Source organism: Frigoribacterium sp. PhB107 (assembly GCF_003751515.1).
In the GTDB taxonomy this organism is placed as follows: Bacteria; Actinomycetota; Actinomycetes; order Actinomycetales; family Microbacteriaceae; genus Frigoribacterium.
Window position 1 is genome coordinate 1,739,733 of the sequence record NZ_RJKU01000001.1, and the last position, 21,519, is coordinate 1,761,251.

At 74.5% G+C, this 21,519-nt stretch carries 19 protein-coding genes; 13 read left to right on the top strand and 6 right to left on the bottom strand.

The window, feature by feature from the left end; all coding sequences use genetic code 11:
- Positions 1–174 precede the first annotated feature (174 nt).
- Genes EDF18_RS07980 through EDF18_RS07990 form a run of 3 tightly spaced genes read right to left on the bottom strand, consistent with a single transcriptional unit; the run spans position 175 to position 3,268 of the window.
- Positions 175–1,602: an MSMEG_0567/sll0787 family protein gene (locus EDF18_RS07980; RefSeq protein ID WP_199732363.1), complete on the bottom strand. Its 1,428-nt coding sequence runs from the start codon at positions 1,600–1,602 to the stop codon at positions 175–177.
- A 1-nt stretch (position 1,603) separates the two neighbouring features.
- Positions 1,604–2,719 carry an MSMEG_0568 family radical SAM protein gene (locus EDF18_RS07985; protein ID WP_233569031.1) on the bottom strand — a complete coding sequence of 372 codons (1,116 nt, stop codon included), beginning with the start codon at positions 2,717–2,719 and terminating at the stop codon, positions 1,604–1,606.
- 12 nt (positions 2,720–2,731) lie between these two features.
- Positions 2,732–3,268, bottom strand: a complete 537-nt coding sequence (locus EDF18_RS07990; protein ID WP_123547142.1) for an MSMEG_0572/Sll0783 family nitrogen starvation response protein — start codon at positions 3,266–3,268, stop codon at positions 2,732–2,734.
- Positions 3,269–3,538: 270 nt separating this feature from the next.
- Here EDF18_RS07990 and EDF18_RS07995 point away from each other — a divergent pair, with 270 nt between their 5' ends.
- From EDF18_RS07995 to EDF18_RS08020, 6 genes are read left to right on the top strand one after another with little or no spacing between them, the layout of a single operon-like run.
- Positions 3,539–4,435 carry a carbon-nitrogen hydrolase family protein gene (locus EDF18_RS07995; protein ID WP_123547143.1) on the top strand — a complete coding sequence of 299 codons (897 nt, stop codon included), beginning with the start codon at positions 3,539–3,541 and terminating at the stop codon, positions 4,433–4,435.
- A 1-nt stretch (position 4,436) separates the two neighbouring features.
- Positions 4,437–4,757, top strand: a complete 321-nt coding sequence (locus EDF18_RS08000; protein WP_233569068.1) for an MSMEG_0570 family nitrogen starvation response protein — start codon at positions 4,437–4,439, stop codon at positions 4,755–4,757.
- On the top strand, positions 4,754–6,082 hold the full coding sequence (locus tag EDF18_RS08005) for an MSMEG_0569 family flavin-dependent oxidoreductase (protein WP_233569032.1): 1,329 nt from the start codon (positions 4,754–4,756) through the stop codon (positions 6,080–6,082). The genes EDF18_RS08000 and EDF18_RS08005 overlap by 4 nt, the downstream gene beginning before the upstream one ends.
- Before the next feature lie 9 nt (positions 6,083–6,091).
- Positions 6,092–6,967 carry a carbon-nitrogen hydrolase family protein gene (locus tag EDF18_RS08010; RefSeq protein WP_123547145.1) on the top strand — a complete coding sequence of 292 codons (876 nt, stop codon included), beginning with the start codon at positions 6,092–6,094 and terminating at the stop codon, positions 6,965–6,967.
- Positions 6,967–8,115, top strand: a complete 1,149-nt coding sequence (locus EDF18_RS08015; protein ID WP_123547146.1) for an MSMEG_0565 family glycosyltransferase — start codon at positions 6,967–6,969, stop codon at positions 8,113–8,115. Before EDF18_RS08010 ends, EDF18_RS08015 begins: the two co-directional genes overlap by 1 nt.
- A complete protein-coding gene (locus EDF18_RS08020) occupies positions 8,072–9,601 on the top strand; it encodes an AMP-binding protein (RefSeq protein WP_123547147.1) in 1,530 nt (509 codons plus the stop codon). Before EDF18_RS08015 ends, EDF18_RS08020 begins: the two co-directional genes overlap by 44 nt.
- 139 nt (positions 9,602–9,740) lie before the next feature.
- On the opposite strand, the gene EDF18_RS08025 is transcribed toward EDF18_RS08020, so the two are convergent.
- The gene (locus EDF18_RS08025) at positions 9,741–10,490 is read right to left on the bottom strand and encodes a hypothetical protein (protein ID WP_123547148.1); all 750 of its coding nucleotides are present in this window, start codon (positions 10,488–10,490) and stop codon (positions 9,741–9,743) included.
- A complete protein-coding gene (locus tag EDF18_RS08030) occupies positions 10,487–10,798 on the bottom strand; it encodes a hypothetical protein (protein WP_123547149.1) in 312 nt (103 codons plus the stop codon). The genes EDF18_RS08025 and EDF18_RS08030 overlap by 4 nt, the downstream gene beginning before the upstream one ends.
- 335 nt (positions 10,799–11,133) lie before the next feature.
- On the opposite strand from EDF18_RS08030, the gene EDF18_RS08035 reads away from it, so the two are divergent.
- The 4 genes from EDF18_RS08035 to EDF18_RS08050 all read left to right on the top strand — a co-directional run bounded on the left by EDF18_RS08035 (position 11,134) and on the right by EDF18_RS08050 (position 16,356).
- Complete coding sequence (locus tag EDF18_RS08035; RefSeq protein WP_123547150.1) at positions 11,134–13,368, top strand: serine hydrolase; 2,235 nt, start codon at positions 11,134–11,136, stop codon at positions 13,366–13,368.
- A 65-nt stretch (positions 13,369–13,433) separates the two neighbouring features.
- The gene (locus EDF18_RS08040; protein ID WP_233569033.1) at positions 13,434–15,083 is read left to right on the top strand and encodes a histidine kinase; all 1,650 of its coding nucleotides are present in this window, start codon (positions 13,434–13,436) and stop codon (positions 15,081–15,083) included.
- Complete coding sequence (locus EDF18_RS08045) at positions 15,080–15,817, top strand: response regulator transcription factor (protein ID WP_123547151.1); 738 nt, start codon at positions 15,080–15,082, stop codon at positions 15,815–15,817. The genes EDF18_RS08040 and EDF18_RS08045 overlap by 4 nt, the downstream gene beginning before the upstream one ends.
- Before the next feature lie 86 nt (positions 15,818–15,903).
- Positions 15,904–16,356, top strand: a complete 453-nt coding sequence (locus tag EDF18_RS08050) for a VOC family protein (protein WP_123547152.1) — start codon at positions 15,904–15,906, stop codon at positions 16,354–16,356.
- A gap of 115 nt (positions 16,357–16,471) precedes the next feature.
- On the opposite strand, the gene EDF18_RS08055 is transcribed toward EDF18_RS08050, so the two are convergent.
- On the bottom strand, positions 16,472–16,675 hold the full coding sequence (locus tag EDF18_RS08055) for a hypothetical protein (protein ID WP_123547153.1): 204 nt from the start codon (positions 16,673–16,675) through the stop codon (positions 16,472–16,474).
- Between the two features lie 48 nt (positions 16,676–16,723).
- Between EDF18_RS08055 and EDF18_RS08060 the strand changes: the two genes are divergently transcribed.
- The 3 genes from EDF18_RS08060 to EDF18_RS08070 all read left to right on the top strand — a co-directional run bounded on the left by EDF18_RS08060 (position 16,724) and on the right by EDF18_RS08070 (position 21,385).
- Positions 16,724–17,908: a glycosyl hydrolase family 18 protein gene (locus EDF18_RS08060; protein WP_123547154.1), complete on the top strand. Its 1,185-nt coding sequence runs from the start codon at positions 16,724–16,726 to the stop codon at positions 17,906–17,908.
- A 97-nt stretch (positions 17,909–18,005) separates the two neighbouring features.
- A complete protein-coding gene (locus EDF18_RS08065) occupies positions 18,006–19,451 on the top strand; it encodes an alpha-amylase family glycosyl hydrolase (protein ID WP_123547380.1) in 1,446 nt (481 codons plus the stop codon).
- A gap of 146 nt (positions 19,452–19,597) precedes the next feature.
- Entirely contained in the window at positions 19,598–21,385 is a 1,788-nt protein-coding gene (locus tag EDF18_RS08070; protein ID WP_123547155.1) for a sodium:proton antiporter, read from the top strand.
- The last annotated feature ends 134 nt before the right edge of the window (positions 21,386–21,519 follow it).

A 21,519-nucleotide genomic window follows, 5' to 3' on the forward strand; every position in this document is an offset into this window, starting at 1 on the left:
ACGGCCTCGTGCCTCGCAGATCGCCGTCGGTCCGCTCGTGTGGATCACACGATCCACACCGTATTCATGGGGTGTTTCGAGCAGACGCACAGTGTCGTTACGGTCGTGTTTCCCGTCGGGTGTCGCCGAGGATCCGGTCGGCGCCGTCCGCGGCGGCGCCGGCGTCCGCACCGCTCAGGCGGGGCCGAGGCCCGTCACACCGCCGCCGACCGCACGCGTGACCTCGCCGTCGGGCCAGCGCAGGTCGACCCCACGCCGCAGCGACAGTTCGCCGATCTCGGCCGTCTCCGCGTACGGCGAGTGCATCCGCGACTCCCCAGGACGGTCTGCCGTCACCATGCCGAACCCGGGGAAGCAGCTCAGCCAGTCCCCCACGGTCACCCCCGAGGAGGCGCCGCCCGGCCTCGGCACGGATGCTACGTCCACGACGGCGCCGTACCCGCTGGCCTCCGCGAGCATCCCGACGGTGCCGACGATGCCGGCCATGCTGACGTCCTTCGCCGCCGCGGGTCGTGCCCGCGCGACGGTGCCCGCGAGGTCGCGCAGCTCGTGCGAGCGGCGCCGCTCGGTCGAGTTCCACTGGCTGCCGTGGTGCCCCTCGCGCCACGAGCCGCTCACGTCGACCGTGAGGCTGAGGGCGTCGCCGTACCGGCCGCCGCCGCCCGGCACAGGATGGGCCGTCCGTCCGAGCGCCGTGACGCTGAGCGCGGCCGGCACCCCGACCTGCGTGTGGCCGCCGAGCAACGGCACGCCCCAGGCCTCGGCGCCGCGGCGCACCCCGGCGAGCACCCGTCGGACGAACGCGGCGTCGCGGCCCGCCACCGCGTCGAGCAGCCCGACGGGCGCGGCGCCCATCGCGCTGAGGTCGTTGACGTTGACGAGCACGCCGCACCAGCCGGCCCACTCCGGGTCGCGCTCGACCATCGAGGGCAGGATCGCGTCGCAGGCCGCGACGACGTCGGTGCCCGGCACGGGCGCCCCGTCGTCGCCGACCCAGCCCGCGCCTCCCAGTGATCCGTCGGGCGACGCCGCCCAGGCGGTGTGCGGTTCGAGCACGGCCTCGAGAAGCGACTTCGTCGCGTCGACGAGACGCTGGTGCCGGTCGATCGGCCAGCGCATCCGGAGGTGGTCGACGCCGCCGATCACGCAGCGGCCGGTCTGCTCCCAGCCGAGACGCCGGAACAGCACCGACGAGCGCACCTGGACGGTCGCGTCGAAGCGGAGCACCCCGAGATGCTCGGCGAGCGCCGACGCGGCCCGGACGAGTGCCGATCCGACGCCGAGGGCGCTCCGGGCCGACGGCGCGACGACGAGCCGGGAGCCGGTCCACCAGCCGACGTCCTCCTCCCCCACGGGCGCCAGGCGCACCCCGCCGACGACGCCTCCGCCAGCGCGAGCGACGAGCACGACGGTGCGCGGGTCGTCGTCGAGCTCGTCGCGGTCGGTGCCCTCGAACAGGCCCTGCTCGTCGACGAACGCGTCCCGGCGCAGCCGTCGGTACGCCTCGACCTCGGCGCGGTCGGCGACCCCCACGATGAACTCCGCGGTGGGCGGCGCGACGACCCGCGGTCCCATCAGGGCGGGCACGTCGAGCAGCACCACCTCAGCCCCCGGCCGTCTGCAGCGCCGAGCACGCGCCGCAGGCTGCGCAGCCGGCCTTCTGGTCGGTGCCCTTCATGCCGGCCGCGATCAGCGCCTCCGACACCCGGAAGGTGATGTCGTGCAGCACCGAGCCGTGCGGCGCGGGCACGTGGTCGACGTCGGTCGCGAGGGTCCCGCGCAGCGGCCGGAACGGGACGATGAACGGGTAGACGCCCATGTCGATCAGCTCCTGGGCGCCGGCGACCATCTCGTCCGGATCCTCGCCGAGGCCGACGAGCAGGTAGGTCGAGACCTGGTTGCGGCCGAAGACGCGGACGGCCTCGCGCCAGGCGGCCCGGTACTCGTCCATCGACACGCGCGACTTGCCCGGCATCCAGCGGCGGCGCACGTCGTCGTCCATCGACTCGACGTGGATGCCGATCGAGCGCGCGCCGGCCTCGTACAGGTCGGTGATCGTCGCGAGGTCGCCCGGCGGCTCGCACTGCACCTGGATCTCGAGCTCGGGCACCACGGCCTTGATGGCGCGCACGCACCGAGCCAGGTGGGTCGCGCCGCGGTCGCGCCCCTTCGAGGTGCCGGTGGTCATCACCATCTGCTCGACGCCGTCCAGTCGCCAGGCGGCCTCGGCCACCTCCGCGATCATCGACGGCGTCTTGACGGCCACGGTCGCGCCGGAGTTCAGCGACTCCTCGATCGAGCAGAAGCGGCAGCGCTCGGCGACGTCGTAGCGCACGCAGGTCTGGACGACTGTGGTCGCCAGCACCTTGGCCCCGTGGAGGCGCGCGATCGCCTCGTAGGAGACGCCGTCCGCCGTCGCCAGGTCGTAGAACCGGGGGCGGGACACCGGCGTGACCTCGATGCCCGTGTCCTCGCCGTCGAGCAGCAGTCGCCCGTCGTCGACGAGGTAGGGGCTGTCCTGGCTCTGCGGGATCGCGGACTGCAGGCCCTGGAACAGCACGTGTCCGTCGTCGCTCGGACCAGCGCCTCCTTCGCGGTGCACGGGGGCGGCGACCCGGATGCCGCGGATGGCGACGTCGACGCGGGTGGAGAGCGCCCCGCCGTTCGAGATGCCGACGGCACCGCGCGTGGGGGCCTGCGGCTCGTTCGTGATCGTCACGCGGTCACCGGCTCAGACCATGTAGGTGCTGTTGATGATGGCGCCCTTGCGGGCGTAGTGGATGACGGCGTCCTGCACGTCGAGGGGGTGGCACGGGATCACGCCGGCGATCAGGTCCTCCTCGCGGTTGCCGTGCAGCGCGAGGCCGAAGCGACAGCAGAACACCGTCCCGCCCTCGGCGATGAACGTCTCGAGCGCGTTGTTGATGTTGTTCTCGCCGGGGAACCCGTCCGAGCCCGTCGTCGGGAACCCGCGGTTGGCGATGCAGTTCATCGAGCCGGGGCCGTAGAAGTAGAGCACGCTCGTGAAGCCCTTGCGGAGGGCCCTGGTCGCCTGCAGCACGGCGACGAAGCTCACCGACGACTCGTGGGCGATGCCGTGCACGAGCTGGAAGTAGTGCTCGTCCTTCGTGGCCGTGTAGTCGGGGAAGATCTTGGTCGAGCCGTAGATGTTGCTCCCCTTCGGCAGCGAGGGGTGCGCGATCTCGTTGCGGGAGATCTCGATGTTGTCGAGGACCTGCTGGTCGAAGTCGATGTCGTTGTCGCTCATGGTGCGGGCTCCTTGCGGGGTCGGGACGAGACGGTGCCGGTCGAACTGCGGTGCCTGGATCTGGTCCCGAGTCTTCGACCGCCGTGTTGCAGGCGGATTACGAGGATTCGCCGTTTTGTTTCGGCGTCGCGGATCGTGCCTCTCTATTGCGGCCCCGACCCGCGACACGAGTTCTTATTCCGGCTGTAACCAATCCGAAACAGGTCCTGGCGTCTGATGGACGCACCGCAGGAACCTGCGCCACCGCCTCCACCGACCAGAGGAGACACGATGTCGACGACCGTCGCCGCCGTCTCGGCGAACTTCACCCGGGACCTCGACCAGAACTACGAGCTCATCGAGACCCTCGTCGGCGAGGCGAGGGCGGCCGGCGTGCAGCTGCTCGTCTTCCCCGAGGCCGCGATCGGCGGCTACCTGTCGTCGCTCGGCAACCACGGCGACACCCTCAAGACCACGACGCGCTCGCTGCCGCCGGCGGTCGCGCTCGACGGCCCCGAGCTCCGCCGCGTGCAGCAGATCGTCGGCGACATGGTCGTCTGCATCGGCTTCTGCGAGCTCGCCGACGACGGCGAGACGCGGTACAACGCCGCGGTCTGCCTCGACGGCACGAGGATCTACGGCTCGTACCGCAAGGTGCACCAGCCCCTCGGCGAGGCGATGTCGTACTCGGCCGGCGAGGTCTACGAGGCGTTCGACACCCCCGTCGGCCGCCTCGGCATGCAGATCTGCTACGACAAGGCGTTCCCGGAGGCGGCACGGTCGCTGGCGCTCGACGGCGCCGAGATCATCGTCAGCATGTCGGCCTGGCCCGTGGCCCGCACGGCCACCGCCGAGAACCTGCAGGACGACCGCTGGACCTACCGCTTCAACCTGCTCGACACGGCCCGCGCCCTCGACAACCAGGTCTTCTGGATCGCCTCGAACCAGGCCGGCACCTTCGGCTCGCTCCGCTACGTCGGCAACGCGAAGGTGGTCGACCCCGGCGGCGTCGTACTCGCCACGACCCTGCTCGAGGCGGGCCTCGCGATCGCCGAGATCGACGTCGAGGGCACCTTCCGGGCCATGCGCGGCGGCATGTTCCACCTGCGCGACCGGCGGCCCGACGCGTACCGCACCGGCGAGGCCGAGGCGGCCTCCGCCGCCGGCAGGAGCCTCGCCCGTGCCTGAGATGACGTTCCAGGTGCGCTGGCCGGACGGCTCCGAGACCGCGTGCTGGTCACCGAGCCTCGTGATGCACGACCACCTCGTCACCGGCGCCGAGTACCCGCTCGCCGAGTTCGTCGAGCGCTCGACGACCGCGTTGCAGATCGCCAGCGAGCGCGTCGCCGCGGCCTACGGCTTCGCCTGCACGTCTGCGATGCAGCAGCAGGCCGAGATCGTCGCGATCGCGGCGACGCACGCAGGAGGCGCGGTGCGCGTGCTCGAGATGCATCCGCCGCTGCCTGCCCCGGCGACCGCAGCCGCGCCTCCTGCAGGAGCGTCGTCGTGACCGCGCTCGTGACCGCCCAGCGCCGTGTCGTGGACGGCACGCACGTGGAGGTGGCCGTCGTCGGCGGCGGCCAGGCCGGCCTCTCGATCAGCTGGCACCTGACGCGCCAGGGCGTCGACCACGTCGTCCTCGAGCGCGACACGATCGCGCACGACTGGATCGACCGCCGGTGGGACGCCTTCACGCTCGTGACCCCGAACTGGCAGTGCGTGCTGCCCGGCTTCGCCTACGACGGCGACGACCCCGACGGCTTCATGGGCCGCGACGAGGTGCACGCGTGGATCCGTCGGTACGCCGCCTCCTTCGACGCCCCCGTCGTCGAGGGCGTGCTCGTCACCCGGCTGCGGGAGGCGGCGGCCGGCGGCTTCGAGGTCGTCACCGACCAGGGCACGATCGTCGCCGACCAGGTCGTGCTCGCCACCGGCGGCTACCACCGCCCGGTGCTGCCGGCCGTCGCCGCGGGGGTGTCCGACGACGTCGTGCAGGTGCACTCCGCCGACTACCGCTCGCCGCAGGCCCTGCCCGAGGGCGGCGTGCTCGTCGTCGGCTCGGGCCAGTCGGGCGCCCAGATCGCCGAGGACCTGCACCTCGCCGGACGCCAGGTGCACCTCGCGCTCGGCTCCGCGCCCCGGTGCGCCCGCTTCTACCGCGGCCGCGACTGCATCGCCTGGCTGAGCGACATGGGCGTGTACGACGTGCCCGTCCAAGCCCAGGTCGGCGGCCTCACGAAGCGCGAGTCGACGAACCACTACATGACCGGGCGGGACGGCGGCCGGGACATCGACCTGCGCGCCTTCGCGCTCGAGGGCATGCGGCTCTACGGCCGGCTGACCGGCGCCGAGGGCACCGCACTGACCTTCAGACCCACCGCGGAGGCGTCGCTCGACCACGCGGACTCGGTGATGGAGTCGATCAAGACCGACATCGACCGCTTCATCGAGCGCACCGGCGTCGACGCGCCCGTCGAGCCGCGCTACGTGCCGGTCTGGCGGCCCGAGGCCGAGGTGACGAGCCTCGACCTGCGCGAGGCGGGCATCACGAGCGTCGTCTGGTCGGCCGGGTTCCGGGCGGACTGGTCGTGGGTGCAGGTCGGGGTCTTCGACGGAGGAGGCGTCCCGACGCACCATCGCGGGGTCACCACCGCGCCCGGGCTGCACTTCCTCGGGCTGCCGTGGCTGCACACCTGGGGGTCGGGGCGCTTCGAGGCGATCGCCCGCGACGCCGCGCACGTCGCGGAGAGCATCGCGGCGCGGGCCGGCGGGGCCGGCCGGGCTGGCCGCGCTGACCGATCGGTGCTCGCGGAGAAGGCCGTGGCCGCGGGCTAGCCTGACGCCATGGCCGAGATCACGATGGCAGCCGTCGCCGCGCACTTCGGCCGGGACGTCGGGCGGACGCTCGCGAAGCTCCCCGGCATGGTCGAGCAGGCGCGCGCCCGCGGGGTCGACCTCCTCGTGCTGCCCGACGCGACCGTGGGCGGGTACCTGCTCGACCTCGTGCACCCGGGGGGCGCCTCCTCGGGTCCCGACGACGCCGACGCCCTGCTGCCGCCGGCGGTCGAGATCGACGGGCCCGAGGTGCAGGCCGTCGCCGATCTCGCCGGCGACATGACGGTCTGCTTCGGCGTCACCGAGCGTGCCCTCGAGGGGGGTGAGGACGTCCGCTACAACAGCGCCGTCTGCGTGCAGGGCGGCCGCGTGCTCGGCTCGCACCGCAAGGTGCACCTGCCGCTCGGCGAGTCGGAGGTGTACCGGGCCGGCACCGGCTTCGCCCCGGTCGACACCCCCGTCGGCCGCCTCGGCATGATGATCGACTTCGACAAGACGTTCCCCGAGTCGTCGCGCACCCTGGCGCTCGCGGACGCCGAGCTGCTCGTCTGCCTGAGCGCCTGGCCGGCCAGCGTCACGGACCGTTCGGACCGCCTCCGGAACGACCGCCAGGCCCACCTCTTCGACCTCTACGACTGCGCCCGGGCCGCCGAGAACCAGCTCTGGCTCGTCTCGTCGAACCAGACGGGGGTGCTCGGCGGGCTGAGGTTCCTCGGGCAGGCGAAGGTCGTCGACCCTGCCGGCGAGATCGTCGCCAAGACCTGGGCCAAGGGCGGCCTCGCCGTCGCGACGGCCGACGTCGCCGCCGACGCCGCCCGGGCCCGCCGCACGATGGACCACCTGCGGCAGCGCGTGCCGGCCGCCTACGAGAGCGGCCTGCGCTGATGCGGATCGCGCAGGTCACCTACTCGACGAAGCCGCGGGGCGGCGTCGTGCACGCCCTCGCCCTGTCGGAGGCGCTGGCCCGGCGAGGTCACGACGTCACCGTCTGGACCCTCGGCCGCGGCGGCGACCAGGCGTTCTTCCGCCGCGTCGACCCGGCCGTGTCGATCCGCGTCGTACCGTTCGAGGCGCGCGACGACGAGTCGGTCGGCGAGCGGATCGCTCGATCGATCGAGACGATGGGGGCCGCGTTCGCGGAGGCCCGCATGCGCGAGCGGTACGACGTGGTGCACGCGCAGGACTGCATCTCGGCCAACGCGGTCGGCCCGTGCCTCCGGACGATCCACCACCTCGACGAGTTCACGACCCCCGAGCTCGTGCGCTGCCACGACGACGCGGTCCGCCGCCCGCTCGCCCGGATCTGCGTGTCCGCCGCCGTCGCCGCCGACGTCGAGCGCGGCTGGGGGCTGACCCCGACCGTGATCCCGAACGGCGTCGACTCGGCCCGCTTCGCCGCGGCGGCCGGCCCTTCGGGCGACGGCGACCGGGCTCGCTGGCGCGACCGGCTCGGCGAGTACGTGCTGGCGCTCGGCGGCATCGAGCCGCGCAAGGGCAGCCTCGACCTGGTCGAGGCGTTCGCGCTGCTGCAGCGCCGCCGACCCGACGTGCGCCTGGTGTTCGGCGGCGGCGAGACCCTGTTCGACTATCGCGACTACCGCGCCCGGGTCGACGCCCGCATCGCCGCACTCGGCCTCGACCCCGTCGTGCTCGGCGTGGTCGACGACGACGAGCTGCCCTCGCTCGTCGCCGCCGCCGGCGCCCTCGCCTTCGTCTCGACCAAGGAGGGCTTCGGGCTCGCCGCGATGGAGGCCCTCGCCGCCGGCGTGCCCGTCGTCGCCCGCGACCTGCCGGTGCTGCACGGAGTGTTCGGCCCGACCGTCGTCTATGCGGCCGACCCCCCGTCGATCGAGGAGGCGCTGGTCGCCGCCCTCGACGGGGCCGGCCCCGCAGCCGGTCCCGGCCGCGACCTCGCGGCGTCGCACTCCTGGGACGACGTCGCCCTGCTCCACGAGCAGTTCTACGAGGCCGTCGGCGGGGAGGGCGACCATGGCGCGGCAGTCGATCTCGTGCATCGTCACGGGGCTCGCTGAGGCGGACCCGGACCGCGTGGTGGCACGCGACGACGCCGGGACGCTGACGGCCTCGGAGCTGGACCGCGCCTCCTCGGTGCTCGCCCGCGCCTACCTCGACCTCGGCGTCGGCCACGACTCGCTGGTGACCGTGGCCCTGCCGAACACGGTCGAGATGATCGTCGTCTGCGCCGCGATCTGGAAGTGCGGGGCGACGCCGCAGCCGATCTCGCTCGGGCTCGACGCCGCGGAGCGAGCCGAGCTGCAGGCGCTGGTGCGGCCGGCACTGGTGGTGGGGGTGCCGTCGGCGGGTGCGGGTGGTGGTGCCGGGCGTGCCGCGGGTGCCGGGGGCGTGCCGTGGGTGCCTGCGGGCTGGGCGCCTCCCCCGGTGGCCGGCGACGCGCCTCCTCTGCCGGACGCGTGGGCGTCGAGCTGGAAGGCGCCGACCTCGTCGGGGTCGACCGGCCGGCCGAAGGTCGTGCTGGCCGCGGCGCCCGCGCTGCTCGACCCGTCGGCGGCCGTCGCGTCGTTCCTGCCGCGCGACCAGGTGCAGCTCGTCGCCGGGCCGCTGACGCACTCGGCGAGCTTCACGTACGCGTTCCGCGGGCTGCTGACCGGGCACGAGCTCGTGCTGCTGCCGCGCTTCGACGAGCGACGGGTGCTGCGGGCGATCGCCGCACATCGCGTGACCTGGGCGCTGCTCGTTCCGACGATGATGCACCGGCTGCTGCGCCTGCCCGCCGACGAGCGCGCCGCCGCCGACCTGTCGTCGCTCCAGACCGTGCTGCACCTCGGCGCGCCGTGCCCGCCCGACCTCAAGCGCCGGTTCATGGCCTGGGTCGGCGCTGAACGCGTCGTCGAGGTCTACGCCGGCAGCGAGTCGAACGGAGTGCTGACGATCCGTGGCGACGAGTGGCTCGAGCACCCCGGCAGCGTGGGTCGCCCGGGCGGCCGGACGAGCGTCGCCGTCCGCACGGCCCACGGCGACGACCTGCCAGCGGGCACTGTCGGGCAGGTGTGGCTCCGGCGCGAGGGAGGCCCGACCTACCGGTACCTCGGCGGCCGCTCGGCCCGGACCGACGACGGCTGGGACACCCTCGGCGACCTCGGCCGCCTCGACCCCGACGGGTGGCTGCACCTGGTCGACCGGGTCGACGACGTCGTGCTGCGCGGCGGCGTCAACGTGCACCCGACCGAGGTGGAGCGGGTGCTGGAGGCGCACCCCGCCGTGCGCGGCGCGGTCGCGTTCGGCGTCGCCGACGACGACCTCGGGCAGCGGATCGAGGCCGTGGTCGACGTGGCGGGCGCGGGGGCAGGTGCGGGGGCGCGGGCGAGCGCGGGCGTGGGTGCGGGCGTCACCGCGGAGGAGCTGCTCGCGTGGGCGCGGCAGCGGCTCGACCCCGAGCGACGTCCGGCTGCGCTGTGGCTCGTGGACGAGCCCGTGCGCGACGACGCCGGCAAGACCAGCCGCCGCGCGTGGGCCGCGCGCGCCGCCCGCCTCCACTAGCTGCGAGCTACACCCCGCATCCAGCGCTACACCCCCGGAACCGAGGGTGTAGCGCTGGCTCGGGGGTGTAGCTCGACGAGCCGTGCGCCGGAGGCGTGCAGGCGGCCTCAGCGCGAGCTGCGGGCCCCACGGCGCACGTTCACCAGGAGGCGGGCAGCGGCGCCCCGGGAGCGGGCGGGCGCTCGACGAGCGCGACGGCGTCGCCGAGTCCGATGTGCCCGGGGAAGTTGTAGCGGCCGAAGCGGCCCGTCGGGTCGGTCGCCGAGGTCGGCATCGCGACGGACGTGCGGCGCAGCGCCTCCGCGAGCACCCGGGTGGAGGTGCCGTCGAGGCGCGGGCCCCGCCGGTCGCGCAGGATGATCTCGACCCGCGCCTCCTTCGCGGTCAGGCGGAGCACGAGAACGTCCGACCGCAGGGCCGGGTCGAGCGGGACCAGCGCGCGGTCGACGTCGACGAGCGCGACGGTGCGGCGGGTGCCGGCGCGCAGCTGGTCGGTGTCGAGGTTCACCCAGGGCTGCGGGTAGATCGCGTTCCGCACCGCGGTGGCGACCCACATCAGGGCCGCGATCAGCACGGCGCCGAGCAGCAGGTCGCTCGGGAACGGCACGAGGCCGTCGAAGAACCGGCCGGCCTGCGCGCCGAAGTAGACGATCGTCGTGACGACGAAGACGGCGCTGTACCCGGCCCACGACGACCACCAGCTGCGCTCTCCGATCCGCACCCAGCCGGAGGGGAGCGGCGCGTCGGGGCCGTCAGCATCGGGGCCGTCAGCGTCGGGGCCGTCAGCGTCGCCGCCCTCGCCGGGCTCGTCGTGGTCTGGCGAGCCGGGCCCGTCGGGGCCGGGCTCGTCGTGGTCGGGAGCGCCGGGTCCGCCGGTGCCGGCCGTCACGCCGGGCGCCCGTCGGACGACGACCGGGGTCCGTCGCCGGCCCGCAGCATCCGCACGAGACCCACGACTCCGACGACCAGGGCCGTCGCGAGCAGCGCGCCCGCGGCGAGCGTCAGCACGTTCCCGGCGATCAGCCGGAGGGTGAACCAGTCCGGCTGCGGTGCCGAGCTGTACCGGGCGGGATCGCCCGCCGTGAGGTCGGTCCACCAGGTCAGGAGCACGGCGAGCCCGAGCAGAAGCGCACCGGAGGCGGCCAGCACGACAGCAGCCCGCAGGAGGCGGCGGCCGGCCCGCCGAGTGATCGTCACGTCGCGACACTATTGCAGCGTGCGACGGCGCGCCGCAGCGCGCTCCGCACCCCTCGGACCCGCGCGCACCCTCCCACGCGCCGGCGGGTACGCGCGGGTTCGCCGGGCGTGCGCGCGTTCGTCTCGCGCTTCCCGTGTCGCATCGTGTTCCGAGCATCACGTCGTGTCGTGGCGGGACGTGATGCTCGGAACGTGACGCGACACGTCAGCGACCCCGGCGACCCCGGCGACGGCGGCGACGGCGGCAGGGCGGACCTCGCCTGCGACTCAGGTCGCAGGCGAGGTCCCGACCTCTGCCCCCTGTGGCGCGGCGCCCGACCGGCGAGCGTGGAGGCATGACATCGACACCCCTCCCCACCCCGCCGCGGACGGGCCTCCGCGGCCGCCGCCTCCTGCCCCGGCTCGCCGCCGCCGCGGCCGTCGTCGCCCTCGCCGTCCCGCTCGCCGCCTGCTCGGCCGGCGCGTCCGACCCGGGCACCGCCGCCGGCACCGCGGCCGGCGCGACCTCCCCCGACACCGAGCCCGCGCCTCCTGCGACCCCTCAGCGCCAGCCCGGCGGGGGCGAGCTCACGAAGGGCGACGTCGACGCCTGGCTCGACGGCGCGCTCGGCTCGGCGCTGCAGACGGCCGGCATCCCCGGCGCGACGGTCTCCGTCGTCTCGGACGGCCAGGTGCTCACCGCCCGCGGCTACGGCCTCGCCGACACCGGCACGGACGGCGACCCGGCCCGCCCGGTCGACCCCGACGACACCCTGTTCCGCATCGGCTCCGTCTCGAAGGTCGTCTCGGCGACCGCGATCATGCAGCTCGTCGAGCAGGGGAAGCTCGACCTCGACGCCGACGTGCAGCAATACCTCGACTTCGACCTCGACACCCCGAAGGGCGCGATCACGCTGCGGCACCTGCTGACCCACACGGCCGGCTTCGAGGAGGTCATCGCCGGCCTGATCGGCACCCCCGGCAGCGAGAAGACGCTGCGCGAGGCGGTGACGGACGCTCCCCCGGCGCAGGTCTACGAGCCCGGCACGACTCCTGCGTACTCGAACTACGGCGCCACGCTGGCCGGCTACGTCGCCGAGCGGGTGAGCGGGAAGCCGTTCGCCGAGCTGGTGCAGGAGCAGGTCCTCGACCGCGCCGACATGACGTCGTCGACCTTCGAGCAGCCCCTGCCCGACGACCTCCAGGCGCGGCTCGCGAAGGGCTACCCGAACGACTCGGCGCCGTCCGTGCCGACCGAGGTCGTGAACGCGGCCCCCGCCGGCGCGATGTCGGCCACCGCCTCCGACATGGCGCGCTTCATGCTCGCGCACCTGGGCGACCTGCCCGCAGAGCAGTCCCTGCTCGAGCCCGCGACCCTCGACGAGATGCACCGCCCCGCCCTCGGAGCCGACCAGCTCGGCACGCTCGCCGTCGGGCAACGCATGGACCTCGGCTTCTTCGACGACAGCACCCCCGGCGTCCCAGCCTTCGGGCACGACGGCGACACGCAGGTGTTCCACAGCGCGATGCGGATGTTCCCCGAGTCCGACGCGGGCATCTTCGTGTCGTTCAACGCCTCGGGACGCACCCCGACCGCGACGCTCGACCTGCGCACGACGCTGCTGCAGGGCTTCGCAGACCGGTACCTGCGCGACGCCTCGGCTGAGGCCGACCTCGCGGGGACCGGCGCGGACTCGGTCGCTGCTGCGGCTGATCCGTCTCGAGACGGATCAGCCGAACGAGACGCCGCCCCCTCCTCGGCGACGTCGTCGGGGTCGGACGAGACCGCAGGAGGCGCGGGCCAGCTCGACAGCGCCGCCGCGGCCGCCGCGATGGCCGGCACCTTCACCTCCTCCCGCTCGCCGGTCACGAACCCGGGCGCGCTCCTCGCCCTGAGCGGCCAGACGACGATCGTCCCCCGCTCGGACGGCACGATCGCGGTCACCCCGAAGCCGCTCGCCACGACGACCGGCGTGTACGAGCTGGTCGACGAGCACCTGTGGCGCGAGGTGGGCGGCGACTCCCTGCTCGCGACCCGGACCGACGGCGGCTCGGACGAGGCCGACGCGACCGTCCAGGCGATCTCGTGGGGCGCCTCCTTCACGATGCTGCGGGCGCAGCCCTGGCAGGTCGCGTCGACGGCGCTGCCGTCGGTGATCGCCGCCGTCGCCGTGCTGCTCGTCTCGGTGGTCGCGTGGCCGACCGCCGCGCTCGTCGGGCTCGGCCGCCGCACCGGACGCCGCGACCTCGTCGCCGCACGCCGTCCCGAGACCGGACGTCGCCGCCGCGCGCTGCTGCTGTCGCGCATCGGCCAGGTCGCGACGCTGCTCGCCCTCGCCGGCTGGGCGGTCGTGGCCGGGCAGGCCATGTCGTTCGTCGACGTCTCGGCCGGGTCGATCCGCGTGGTGCAGACGCTGCAGCTGGTGGGCGTCGTCGCGATCGTGCCCGCCGCCGTCGCCGCCGTGCAGGCCGTGCGCGAGCGACGGGGCTGGGCCTCGGTGACCGGACGGGTGCTCGTCGTCGTGGCGCTCGTCGTGCTGGCCGTGTTCGCGGTCACGTGGCGTCTCCTCTCCCCGAGCGTGAGCTTCTGATGCGTCGTCCACAGGGAGGTGCACCCCGCGACCACGAGGTCGACGGCACCTGGCATGCTCGGGACGTGACCACCTCCTCCTCCCGCTCTGCTCTCGCAGGCGTCGCCGCCGTCTCCGGCCGTGCTGATGCCGCAGGTGCGGCAACGCACGAGGGGACGGGGCCCGGCTTCGCGGCGGCGCGGCGCCTCCTGGCTCGAGTCGGGGTGCGCACGGCGGCCGGACGAGACGTCGTCCTAGCCGCGCTGTGGACGCTGGTGACCGTCGCGCTGCTCGCCTCGCTCCTGGGCGCGGGCGAGTTCCTCGGTGCGTCGCGCAGCATCCCGGCGGCGCAGATCACCGTCGTCCTCGTGCTCGCCGTCGTCCAGTGCCTGCCGCTCGCGCTCCGGCGCCGCTGGCCGGTGGCGACCCTGCTGACGATCAGCGTGGTGCAGGCAGGTCTGCTGGCCGTGCTGCCCACCGGCCTGGCGATCTGGACGGCCGCGCCGGTCGTCGCCGCGTACACCGTCGGCTCGCTGCTGCCGACGCGTCGGGCGGTCACCGTCGTGCTCCTCGCCGTCGGCGTCGAGACGGTCGGCGCTGTGGTCGGCGCGACCGCGGTCGTCAAGCAGGCGCTCGGGGCAGGCGCGGGCATCGGCGGGCTCGGCGGCGTCGGCGCCTCCGGCTCGTCCGTGCTGGTCGAGGCGCTCGCGCTGGTCGCGACGGCCGTCCTCGTGAACGGGATCAGCGCCTCCGTCGGCTCGTGGGTCGCGCTGCGGCGTCGGCACGAGAGCGACAGCCGGGCGCGCGCCGCCGAGTCGGTCGAGCACCACGAGACGCTGACCCGGTCGGCCGTCGCCGCCGAGCGCACCCGCATGGCCCGCGAACTGCACGACATCGCGGCGCACCACCTCACCGGCCTCGTCGTGCAGGCGGGCGCCGCCGAGCGCCTCGTCGACGTCGACCCCGAGCGCGCGAAGGAGTCGCTCCGCAGCGTCCGGTCGCAGGGGCGCGAGACGCTCGACTCGCTGCGGTCGATCGTGGGGATCCTGCGCGAGACCGGCGACGACGCCACCGGCACCGCTCCGGTGCCCGGGCTGCGCGACGTCGGCGGGCTCGTCGCCGCGGCCCGTGCGGCCGGCACCGTCGTCGACGAGCGAGTCGAGAGCGAGCTGCCCACGCTCGCCCCGCTCGCCGACGTCACGGCCTACCGAACCGTGCAGGAGGCGCTGGCCAACGCCCGCAGGCACGCCCCCGGCGCCGGCGTCCTGCTGACCACGACGGTGCGGCAGGGGCGGCTCGTCGTCGTCGTCGAGAACGCGGTGCCCCGGGGGCCCGCGAGCTCTGCTCCGGCAGGGTACGGGCTGGTCGGGATGCGCGAGCGCGCGGCCCTCGTGGGCGGGCTGCTCGAGGCGGGCGTCGTCGGGACGGGGCCGGCCGAGAGGGGTCCGGCCCAGACGGGTCCGGCCCAGACGGGGCCGGCCCAGACGGGTCCGGCCCAGACGGGGTCGGCCGAGACGCGACCGGTCGAGACGCGACCGGTCGACGGCCGAGGGGCCGGGGACGCGGACGCCTGGGCCGCTGCCGCAGGCGGGGCCGACGCGGTCGGCGCCCGCACCTGGCGCGTGCGGCTCGAGCTGCCCGTCGAGACGGAGCCCGGTGCCGCCGACGGGCGCGACGGGACCGACGCCGCCGACGACGCCGAGTCCGCCGAGTCCGCCGACGGGGCCGTCTCGTGATCCGGGTCGTGCTCGTCGACGACCAGTCGATCGTGCGGGCCGGGTTCCGCATCGTGCTCGAGACCGCCGGAGGGATCGAGGTCGTCGGCGAGGCATCCGGCGGCCGCGAGGGCGTCGAGGTCGTGCGGCGCACCCGGCCCGACGTCGTCGTGATGGACGTCCGGATGCCCGGCGGCGACGGCATCGAGGCGACGCGGTCGATCACGGGCGCAGCCCCGGGCGCACCTCCGGGCGGCGACCGGCAGGCCTCCTCGGTCGCGGTGCCCGGCGACCCGCAGGCGGAGCCGGGCACGCCCGGCGACGCCCGCCGCGGCCCGGCCGTGCTCGTCGCGACGACCTTCGACCTCGACGAGTACGTCTTCGGCGCCCTCGAGGCGGGGGCGAGCGGGTTCGTCCTCAAGGACGCGGAGCCCGACGAGTTCGTCGCCGCCGTCCGCGCTCTGGCGTCGGGGCGCGCCGCGATCGACGGCGCGACCACCCGCCGGGTCATCGCGGAGTTCACGAGACGGCGGGCCGCCTCCTCGTCCGGGGCCTCGGTCGACGTGCTGACGCCGCGCGAGCAGGAGATCGTCCGGCTGCTGGGCGAGGGCCTGTCGAACGACGAGATCGGTGCACGCCTCGTGATCGAGACCAGCACGGTCAAGTCGCACCTGACCCGGGTCATGACGAAGCTCGACACGCGCGACCGGCTGCAGACCGTGGTCTGGGCCTGGCGCTCGGGGCTGCTGCGCTGAGCCTGCGCCTGCCCCGTCGAACTCGCCCGTTCTGGGCCCCGCGTCGCGAGCGAGCCATGACCAGCCTCGAAGCCGATGATGGCCCCATGAACGACGCCATCGTCACGCCCCTCGGCTTCTCGCACGTGCGCCTCACGGTCACGGACGTCCGCCGCAGCAAGGCCTTCTACGAGCAGCTGTTCGGCATGCCGCCGGGCAGCGACTTCAGCGACCAGATCGACGACCCGACGATCCACGACGACCCGCAGCGCACCTACGGAGGCTGCTCGTTCACCTTCGGCGGGCAGACGCTCGGGCTGCGGCCGGTCGCCCCGGCCGGCGACCGCTTCGACCCCGACCGGGTCGGGCTCGACCACCTGAGCCTCCGGGTCGGCTCCGTCGACGAGCTGCACGCCGCGGCCGAGCGGCTCGAGGCGGCCGGGATCGAGCACGGCGAGGTCACCGACCTGCCTGCGTTCGGCCTCGTGGTCCTCTCGCTGCAGGACCCCGACGACGTGAACCTCGAGCTCGCTGCCGCCCGCCCCGGGGGCCGCGTCTGACCTGCCCTGAGGTGAAGACGATGTGACGCGTCCGGGGTGTCCCGCAGCTTCCCACTCCCTCGCAGCGTCACGTCGTTCCCGGCACCGCGCACGAGCACGTGCGCGAGGTCGGGCGTCAGCCGCAGATGCGGGTGACGATCGAGCCGAGCAAGTCGTCCGTGGGGTAGTTCGACTGGCGCACCGTGACGACGACGCCGTCGCGGACGAGCACGGTCTGCGTGGAGTCCGTCCCGTACTGCTCCTCGGTGCGGGTGAACTGGCAGACGGTCCCGCCGAGACGGTCCGTGCAGTCGTGCACGTCGCCGGAGCGCTGATTCATCCTGCAGCGGGAGTTCGCATCGGTCGCGAGTCGTCGTACGATCCGTCCATGACACCGACGTCCGGCCGCTCCCGCTCCGTCCGCGCGGGCGGGTCGCGTCCCGTCGTGGCCGTCGCCCCCGTCGCGGCCCTGGCCCTGCTCGCCCTGGCGCTGAGCGGGTGCACGTCGACCACTGGCGCCTCGTCGCCGGACGCCCCGGCCGCCTCCTCGTCCGGGGCGACGCTCGACGACGCCGCGGCATCGGACGACGCCGCCCCCGCCGACGCCGTCCCTGCTGACGCCACCCCCGCCGACGCCGCCACTGCCCCTGCCCTCGACGTCACGGGCTTCGTGCTCGAGGGCTCCGACCCCGACCTCGTCGACGCGAGCGCCGCCTCCCTCGACGTGGTCGGGGTCGACGGCGTGCTCGTGGCCGCCGACGGGGCCAGCGTGAGCAGCCCGTCGCTCGACGCCGAGGCCCAACGGGACGCGGCCCACGCCAGGGGACTGCAGGCGCAGCTGCTCGTGAGCAACTACGACGACCGGATCGGCGACTTCAGCGAGCCGGTCGCGAGCGCTCTGCTGTCGAGCCCGGCGAACCGGTCCGCGGTCGCGGCCGACCTGGCCTCGCGCGTGTCGACGGGCGGCTGGGACTCGCTCATGGTCGACCTCGAGGGGCTCACGGCAGGCGACTCCGCCGGGCTGACCGCCTTCGCCTCGGAGCTGCGGGCAGCGGTCGGCCCCGACGTGCGGCTGGACGTCGCACTGCAGGCCTCGACGACGGTCGAGGGCTACGGCGACCTCGGCTACGACGTGCCGGCGTTGGCGGCGTCGCTCGACCACCTCACGCTGATGGCCTACGACCAGCACGGCCCGTGGGAGCCCGACGATCCGGGCCCCGTCGGCTCCCTCGACTGGACGATCGACTCGCTCGCCGCCCTCACCGCGCTCGCGCCGACCGACCAGGTCGTGCTCGGCGTCGCGGGCTACGGCTACCGCTGGGGCGGCGAGGAGCCCGGCGGGCAGGTGTCGGACGAGGAGGCGCGCGACCGCGTCGGGGACGCCGGCGGCAGCGCCCGCTGGGACTCCACGGCCGCGGAGCAGACCGCGACCCTCGCCGACGGCGCGGTGATCTGGTGGTCGGACTCGCGCTCGCTCGACACGCGCGTCCAGCTCGCCCGCGGGCTGGGCCTCGCCGGCGTCGCCGTCTGGTCGCTCGACCTCAGCGACCCGGTCGAGATCGACGCGGACTGAGCCGCGACCGCCCTCGGGCCGCGCAGGCGCAGCCGCGCAGCGCGCGTGACGACCTGCGGGCGGACCGGCCCGCGCGCCCGCCGCTACCGTGGCCCGCATGCAGCACAGCACCCCGACCAGCCCCGGCAGCACCAGCACCGGCAGCAGCAGCAGCACCGACGCCCGCACCCCGACCGCCCCCGAGCGTGCCTGGACCGAGCACGTCATCTGGTGGCACGTCTACCCGCTCGGGTTCGGCGGGGCCGACACGACCGGGGCGGACCGCTCGCCGCAGCCGCGCCTCCTCGACCTCGTGCCGTGGCTCGACCACCTGCTCGCGCTCGGTGCGAACGGGCTCGCGCTCGGCCCCGTCTTCGCGGCGTCGACGCACGGCTACGACACGATCGACTGGTTCCGCGTCGACCCGCGGCTCGGCACCGACGACGACCTCGTCACGCTCATCGAGGCCGCGCACGCCAAGGGCGTGCGGGTGATGCTCGACGGCGTCTTCAACCACGTCGGCCCCGAGTTCCCGGCCCTGCAGGAGGCGCGGGCCGACTCGTCCTCGCCGGCCGCCGCCCTGTTCCGTCGCGACGAGCACGGCGAGCTGGCGACCTTCGAGGGGCACGGCGGACTGATCGCACTCGACCACTCGTCGCCCGAGGTGGTCCGCCTCGTCTCCGAGGTGCTCGTGCACTGGGCCGACCGCGGCGCCGACGCCTGGCGCCTCGACGCCGCCTACTCGGTGCCGTCGTCGTTCTGGGCCGAGGTGCTGCCTCCCCTGCGCGAGAGCCACCCCGACGTCTGGGTGGTCGGCGAGGTGCTGCACGGCGACTACGCGGCGGCCGTCCGCGACGGAGGCCTCGACAGCGTCACCCAGTACGAGCTCTGGCAGGGCACCTGGCACGGCATCCAGGACGTCAACCTGCACGAGCTCGCCTGGGCGCTGACGCGGCACGACGAGTTCCTCGACGAGTTCGCGCCGCTGACGTTCGTCGGCAACCACGACGTCACCCGCATCGCCACCCAGATCGACGACGAGCGGCACCACGCGCACCCCGTCGTGCTGCTGTTCACCCTGGGCGGCGTGCCGTCCGTCTACTACGGCGACGAGCTCGGGCTGCGGGCCGTCAAGGAGGAGCGGGTCGGCGGCGACGACGCGATCCGTCCCGCGTTCCCCCGCTGGTCGGGCGACGACGCCGTCGGCACCGACGCCGGTGCCGACGCCGTGTCCCTCGTGGCCGGCGCCGACCCGGCCGTCCTGGCCCTCCACCAGGAGATGGTCGGCGTCCGTCGTCGTCACCCGTGGCTGCACGGGGCGCGCACGCGCACGGTCTCGGTGACGAACGAGACGCTCGTGCTCGAGGCGCGCGGGGCCGCGGCCGGGGCCGACGGGGCGGACGAGCTGCTGCTCGTCGCGCTCAACCTCGGCGACGAGCCCCTCCGCGTCGCGGACCCCGCGCCCGCCGCCGACGGCTGGGTCGCGGGACGCGACGCCGGCCTCGACGGCGACGTGCTCGTCGTCGGTGCGCACGGCTGGGCGGTCGTCGCGCCCCGAGCCTGAGCGCCGTCCCCGTCGACGCCCGATGAGCCTCTCGAGGGCGGGCATTCCGGGCCGAGGGCGGGTCCCCTGCGACCCGCCCTCGGCCCGGAACACCCGCCCTCGACGACAGAACCTGCGGCGCACGACGCCCGTGCCACACTCGTGCCGTGACCGAGACCCTCCTCTTCCTCGTGGCCGGCCTCGTGGTGATCGCGGCCTCCACGGTCGTCGGCCCGCGCCTCGGCGTGGCCTCGCCGCTCCTCCTCGTCGCCGTGGGGGTGGGCGCCAGCTTCCTGCCGGCGCTCGGCTCGGTCGAGATCGATCCCGAGCTGATCCTGGCGGGGGTGCTGCCGCCCCTGCTCTACTCGTCGGCGGTGTCGATGCCGGCGATGAACTTCCGACGCGAGTTCGGCGCGATCAGCGGGCTGTCGGTGCTGCTCGTCGTCGCAAGCTCGCTCTTGCTCGGCCTGTTCTTCTCGCTGGTGCTGCCCGATCTCGGCTTCGCGTGGGGCGTCGCCCTCGGCGCGATCGTCAGCCCCACCGACGCCGTCGCGACGTCGATCGTCAAGCAGACCTCGGTGTCGCGACGGGTCGTCGCCATGCTCGACGGCGAGAGCCTGCTCAACGACGCGACCGCCCTCGTGCTGCTGCGGACGGCGATCGTGGCGACCGCCGCCTCCTTCTCGTTCTGGGGCGCCCTCGGCACCTTCGCGTACTCGGTCGTCGTGGCGGTCGTGATCGGGCTGGTCGTCGGGGCCGTGAACCTTGCCGCGCGGCGTCGGCTCACCGACCCGACCGTCAACACGGTCATCTCGTTCGCGGTGCCGTTCCTCGCGTCCGTGCCGGCCGGTGCCGTGGGCGCATCGGGCCTGGTCGCGGCCGTCGTCGCCGGGCTCGTGACGGGCATCCGGGCGCCGCGCGAGCTGTCGCCCCAGTCGCGCCTGTCGGACGGGCAGAACTGGCGCACCGTCGAGCTCGTGCTCGAGGGCGCGGTGTTCCTCACGATGGGGCTGCAGATCCGGTCGATCGTGATCGCTGTCGAGCAGGACCACGCCGGCCTCGCCCCGGCCCTCCTCATCGCCGTGGGGGCGCTCGTGCTGACGGTGCTCGTGCGCGCCGCCTACGTGGCGCCGCTGCTGAGGGTGCTCTCGGCGCGGGCCCGGCACGCCGAGGCGATGCGTCCCCGCGTCGCCGACATGCATCAGCGCATCTCGACGAGCGAGGGGACGCACGAATCGTTCACGGAGATGAACCGCGGCCGACGGACGCCATCGCCCCGGGCCCTCGACCAGTTCGCCAGACGGGTCACGCAGGGGCTCGCCGACATCGAGTACTTCCTCGCGCAGCCCCTCGGCTGGCGGGACGGCACCGCTGTGGTCTGGGCCGGCATGCGCGGCGCGGTGACGGTCGCGGCCGCACAGACGCTGCCCGACGACACCCCGCAGCGTCCCGTGCTCGTGCTGATCGCGTACGCGGTGGCCGCGCTGTCGCTGCTGGTGCAGGGCGGCACGATCGGGCCGCTGCTGCGTCGCATCGCGGCACCCGTCGACGAGGAGGCGGCACACCGGCAGACGGAGGCGGAACGGCGCCGCCTCGTGGTGCTGCTCCGCGACACGGCTGCCGCGGTGCCGGGCGGCGAGGTGGTGCGGGACACCGCTGCCGCCGCTGCCGCTGCCGACCTGGACGACGACGCACGGCGTGCCCGCATCGACGCCGCCGTCCGGCACACCCTGGCGGTGCTGGCCGCCCAGCGGGCCGCGCTGCTCGACGCCCGCGACGCGGGAACGGTCGACGCCGAGGTGCTGGCCGAGTCCCTGGCGGATCTCGACGCCTCCGAGATCGCGATCCGGCTGAGGGGGCGAGTGCCGCACGAGCCCGCAGGCACGCGACCGGGCCGGAGGGGGCGCCGCGGCAGCCCCGGCAGACCCGTTCGGGACTCGAAGGTCACGGACTGATAACGGGACCAGTCGTTCTGCGTGAGGGTGGCGAACCCTTGTCAACTCCCCACCGGGAACCACAGACAAGGAGAACCATCGTGAACATCTCACGCAAGACCATCACCAAGTCCGCCTTCGGCATCGTCGCCTCC

Coding starts and splice junctions, on each gene's coding strand:
- EDF18_RS07990 (WP_123547142.1), bottom strand. CDS start 3,268: ATGAGCGACAACGACATCGACTTCGACCAGCAGGTCCTCGACAACATC.
- EDF18_RS08060 (WP_123547154.1), top strand. CDS start 16,724: ATGACACCGACGTCCGGCCGCTCCCGCTCCGTCCGCGCGGGCGGGTCG.
- EDF18_RS08065 (WP_123547380.1), top strand. CDS start 18,006: ATGCAGCACAGCACCCCGACCAGCCCCGGCAGCACCAGCACCGGCAGC.
- EDF18_RS08035 (WP_123547150.1), top strand. CDS start 11,134: ATGACATCGACACCCCTCCCCACCCCGCCGCGGACGGGCCTCCGCGGC.
- EDF18_RS08010 (WP_123547145.1), top strand. CDS start 6,092: ATGGCCGAGATCACGATGGCAGCCGTCGCCGCGCACTTCGGCCGGGAC.
- EDF18_RS08020 (WP_123547147.1), top strand. CDS start 8,072: ATGGCGCGGCAGTCGATCTCGTGCATCGTCACGGGGCTCGCTGAGGCG.
- EDF18_RS08055 (WP_123547153.1), bottom strand. CDS start 16,675: ATGAATCAGCGCTCCGGCGACGTGCACGACTGCACGGACCGTCTCGGC.
- EDF18_RS08050 (WP_123547152.1), top strand. CDS start 15,904: ATGAACGACGCCATCGTCACGCCCCTCGGCTTCTCGCACGTGCGCCTC.
- EDF18_RS07995 (WP_123547143.1), top strand. CDS start 3,539: ATGTCGACGACCGTCGCCGCCGTCTCGGCGAACTTCACCCGGGACCTC.
- EDF18_RS08015 (WP_123547146.1), top strand. CDS start 6,967: ATGCGGATCGCGCAGGTCACCTACTCGACGAAGCCGCGGGGCGGCGTC.
- EDF18_RS08000 (WP_233569068.1), top strand. CDS start 4,437: ATGACGTTCCAGGTGCGCTGGCCGGACGGCTCCGAGACCGCGTGCTGG.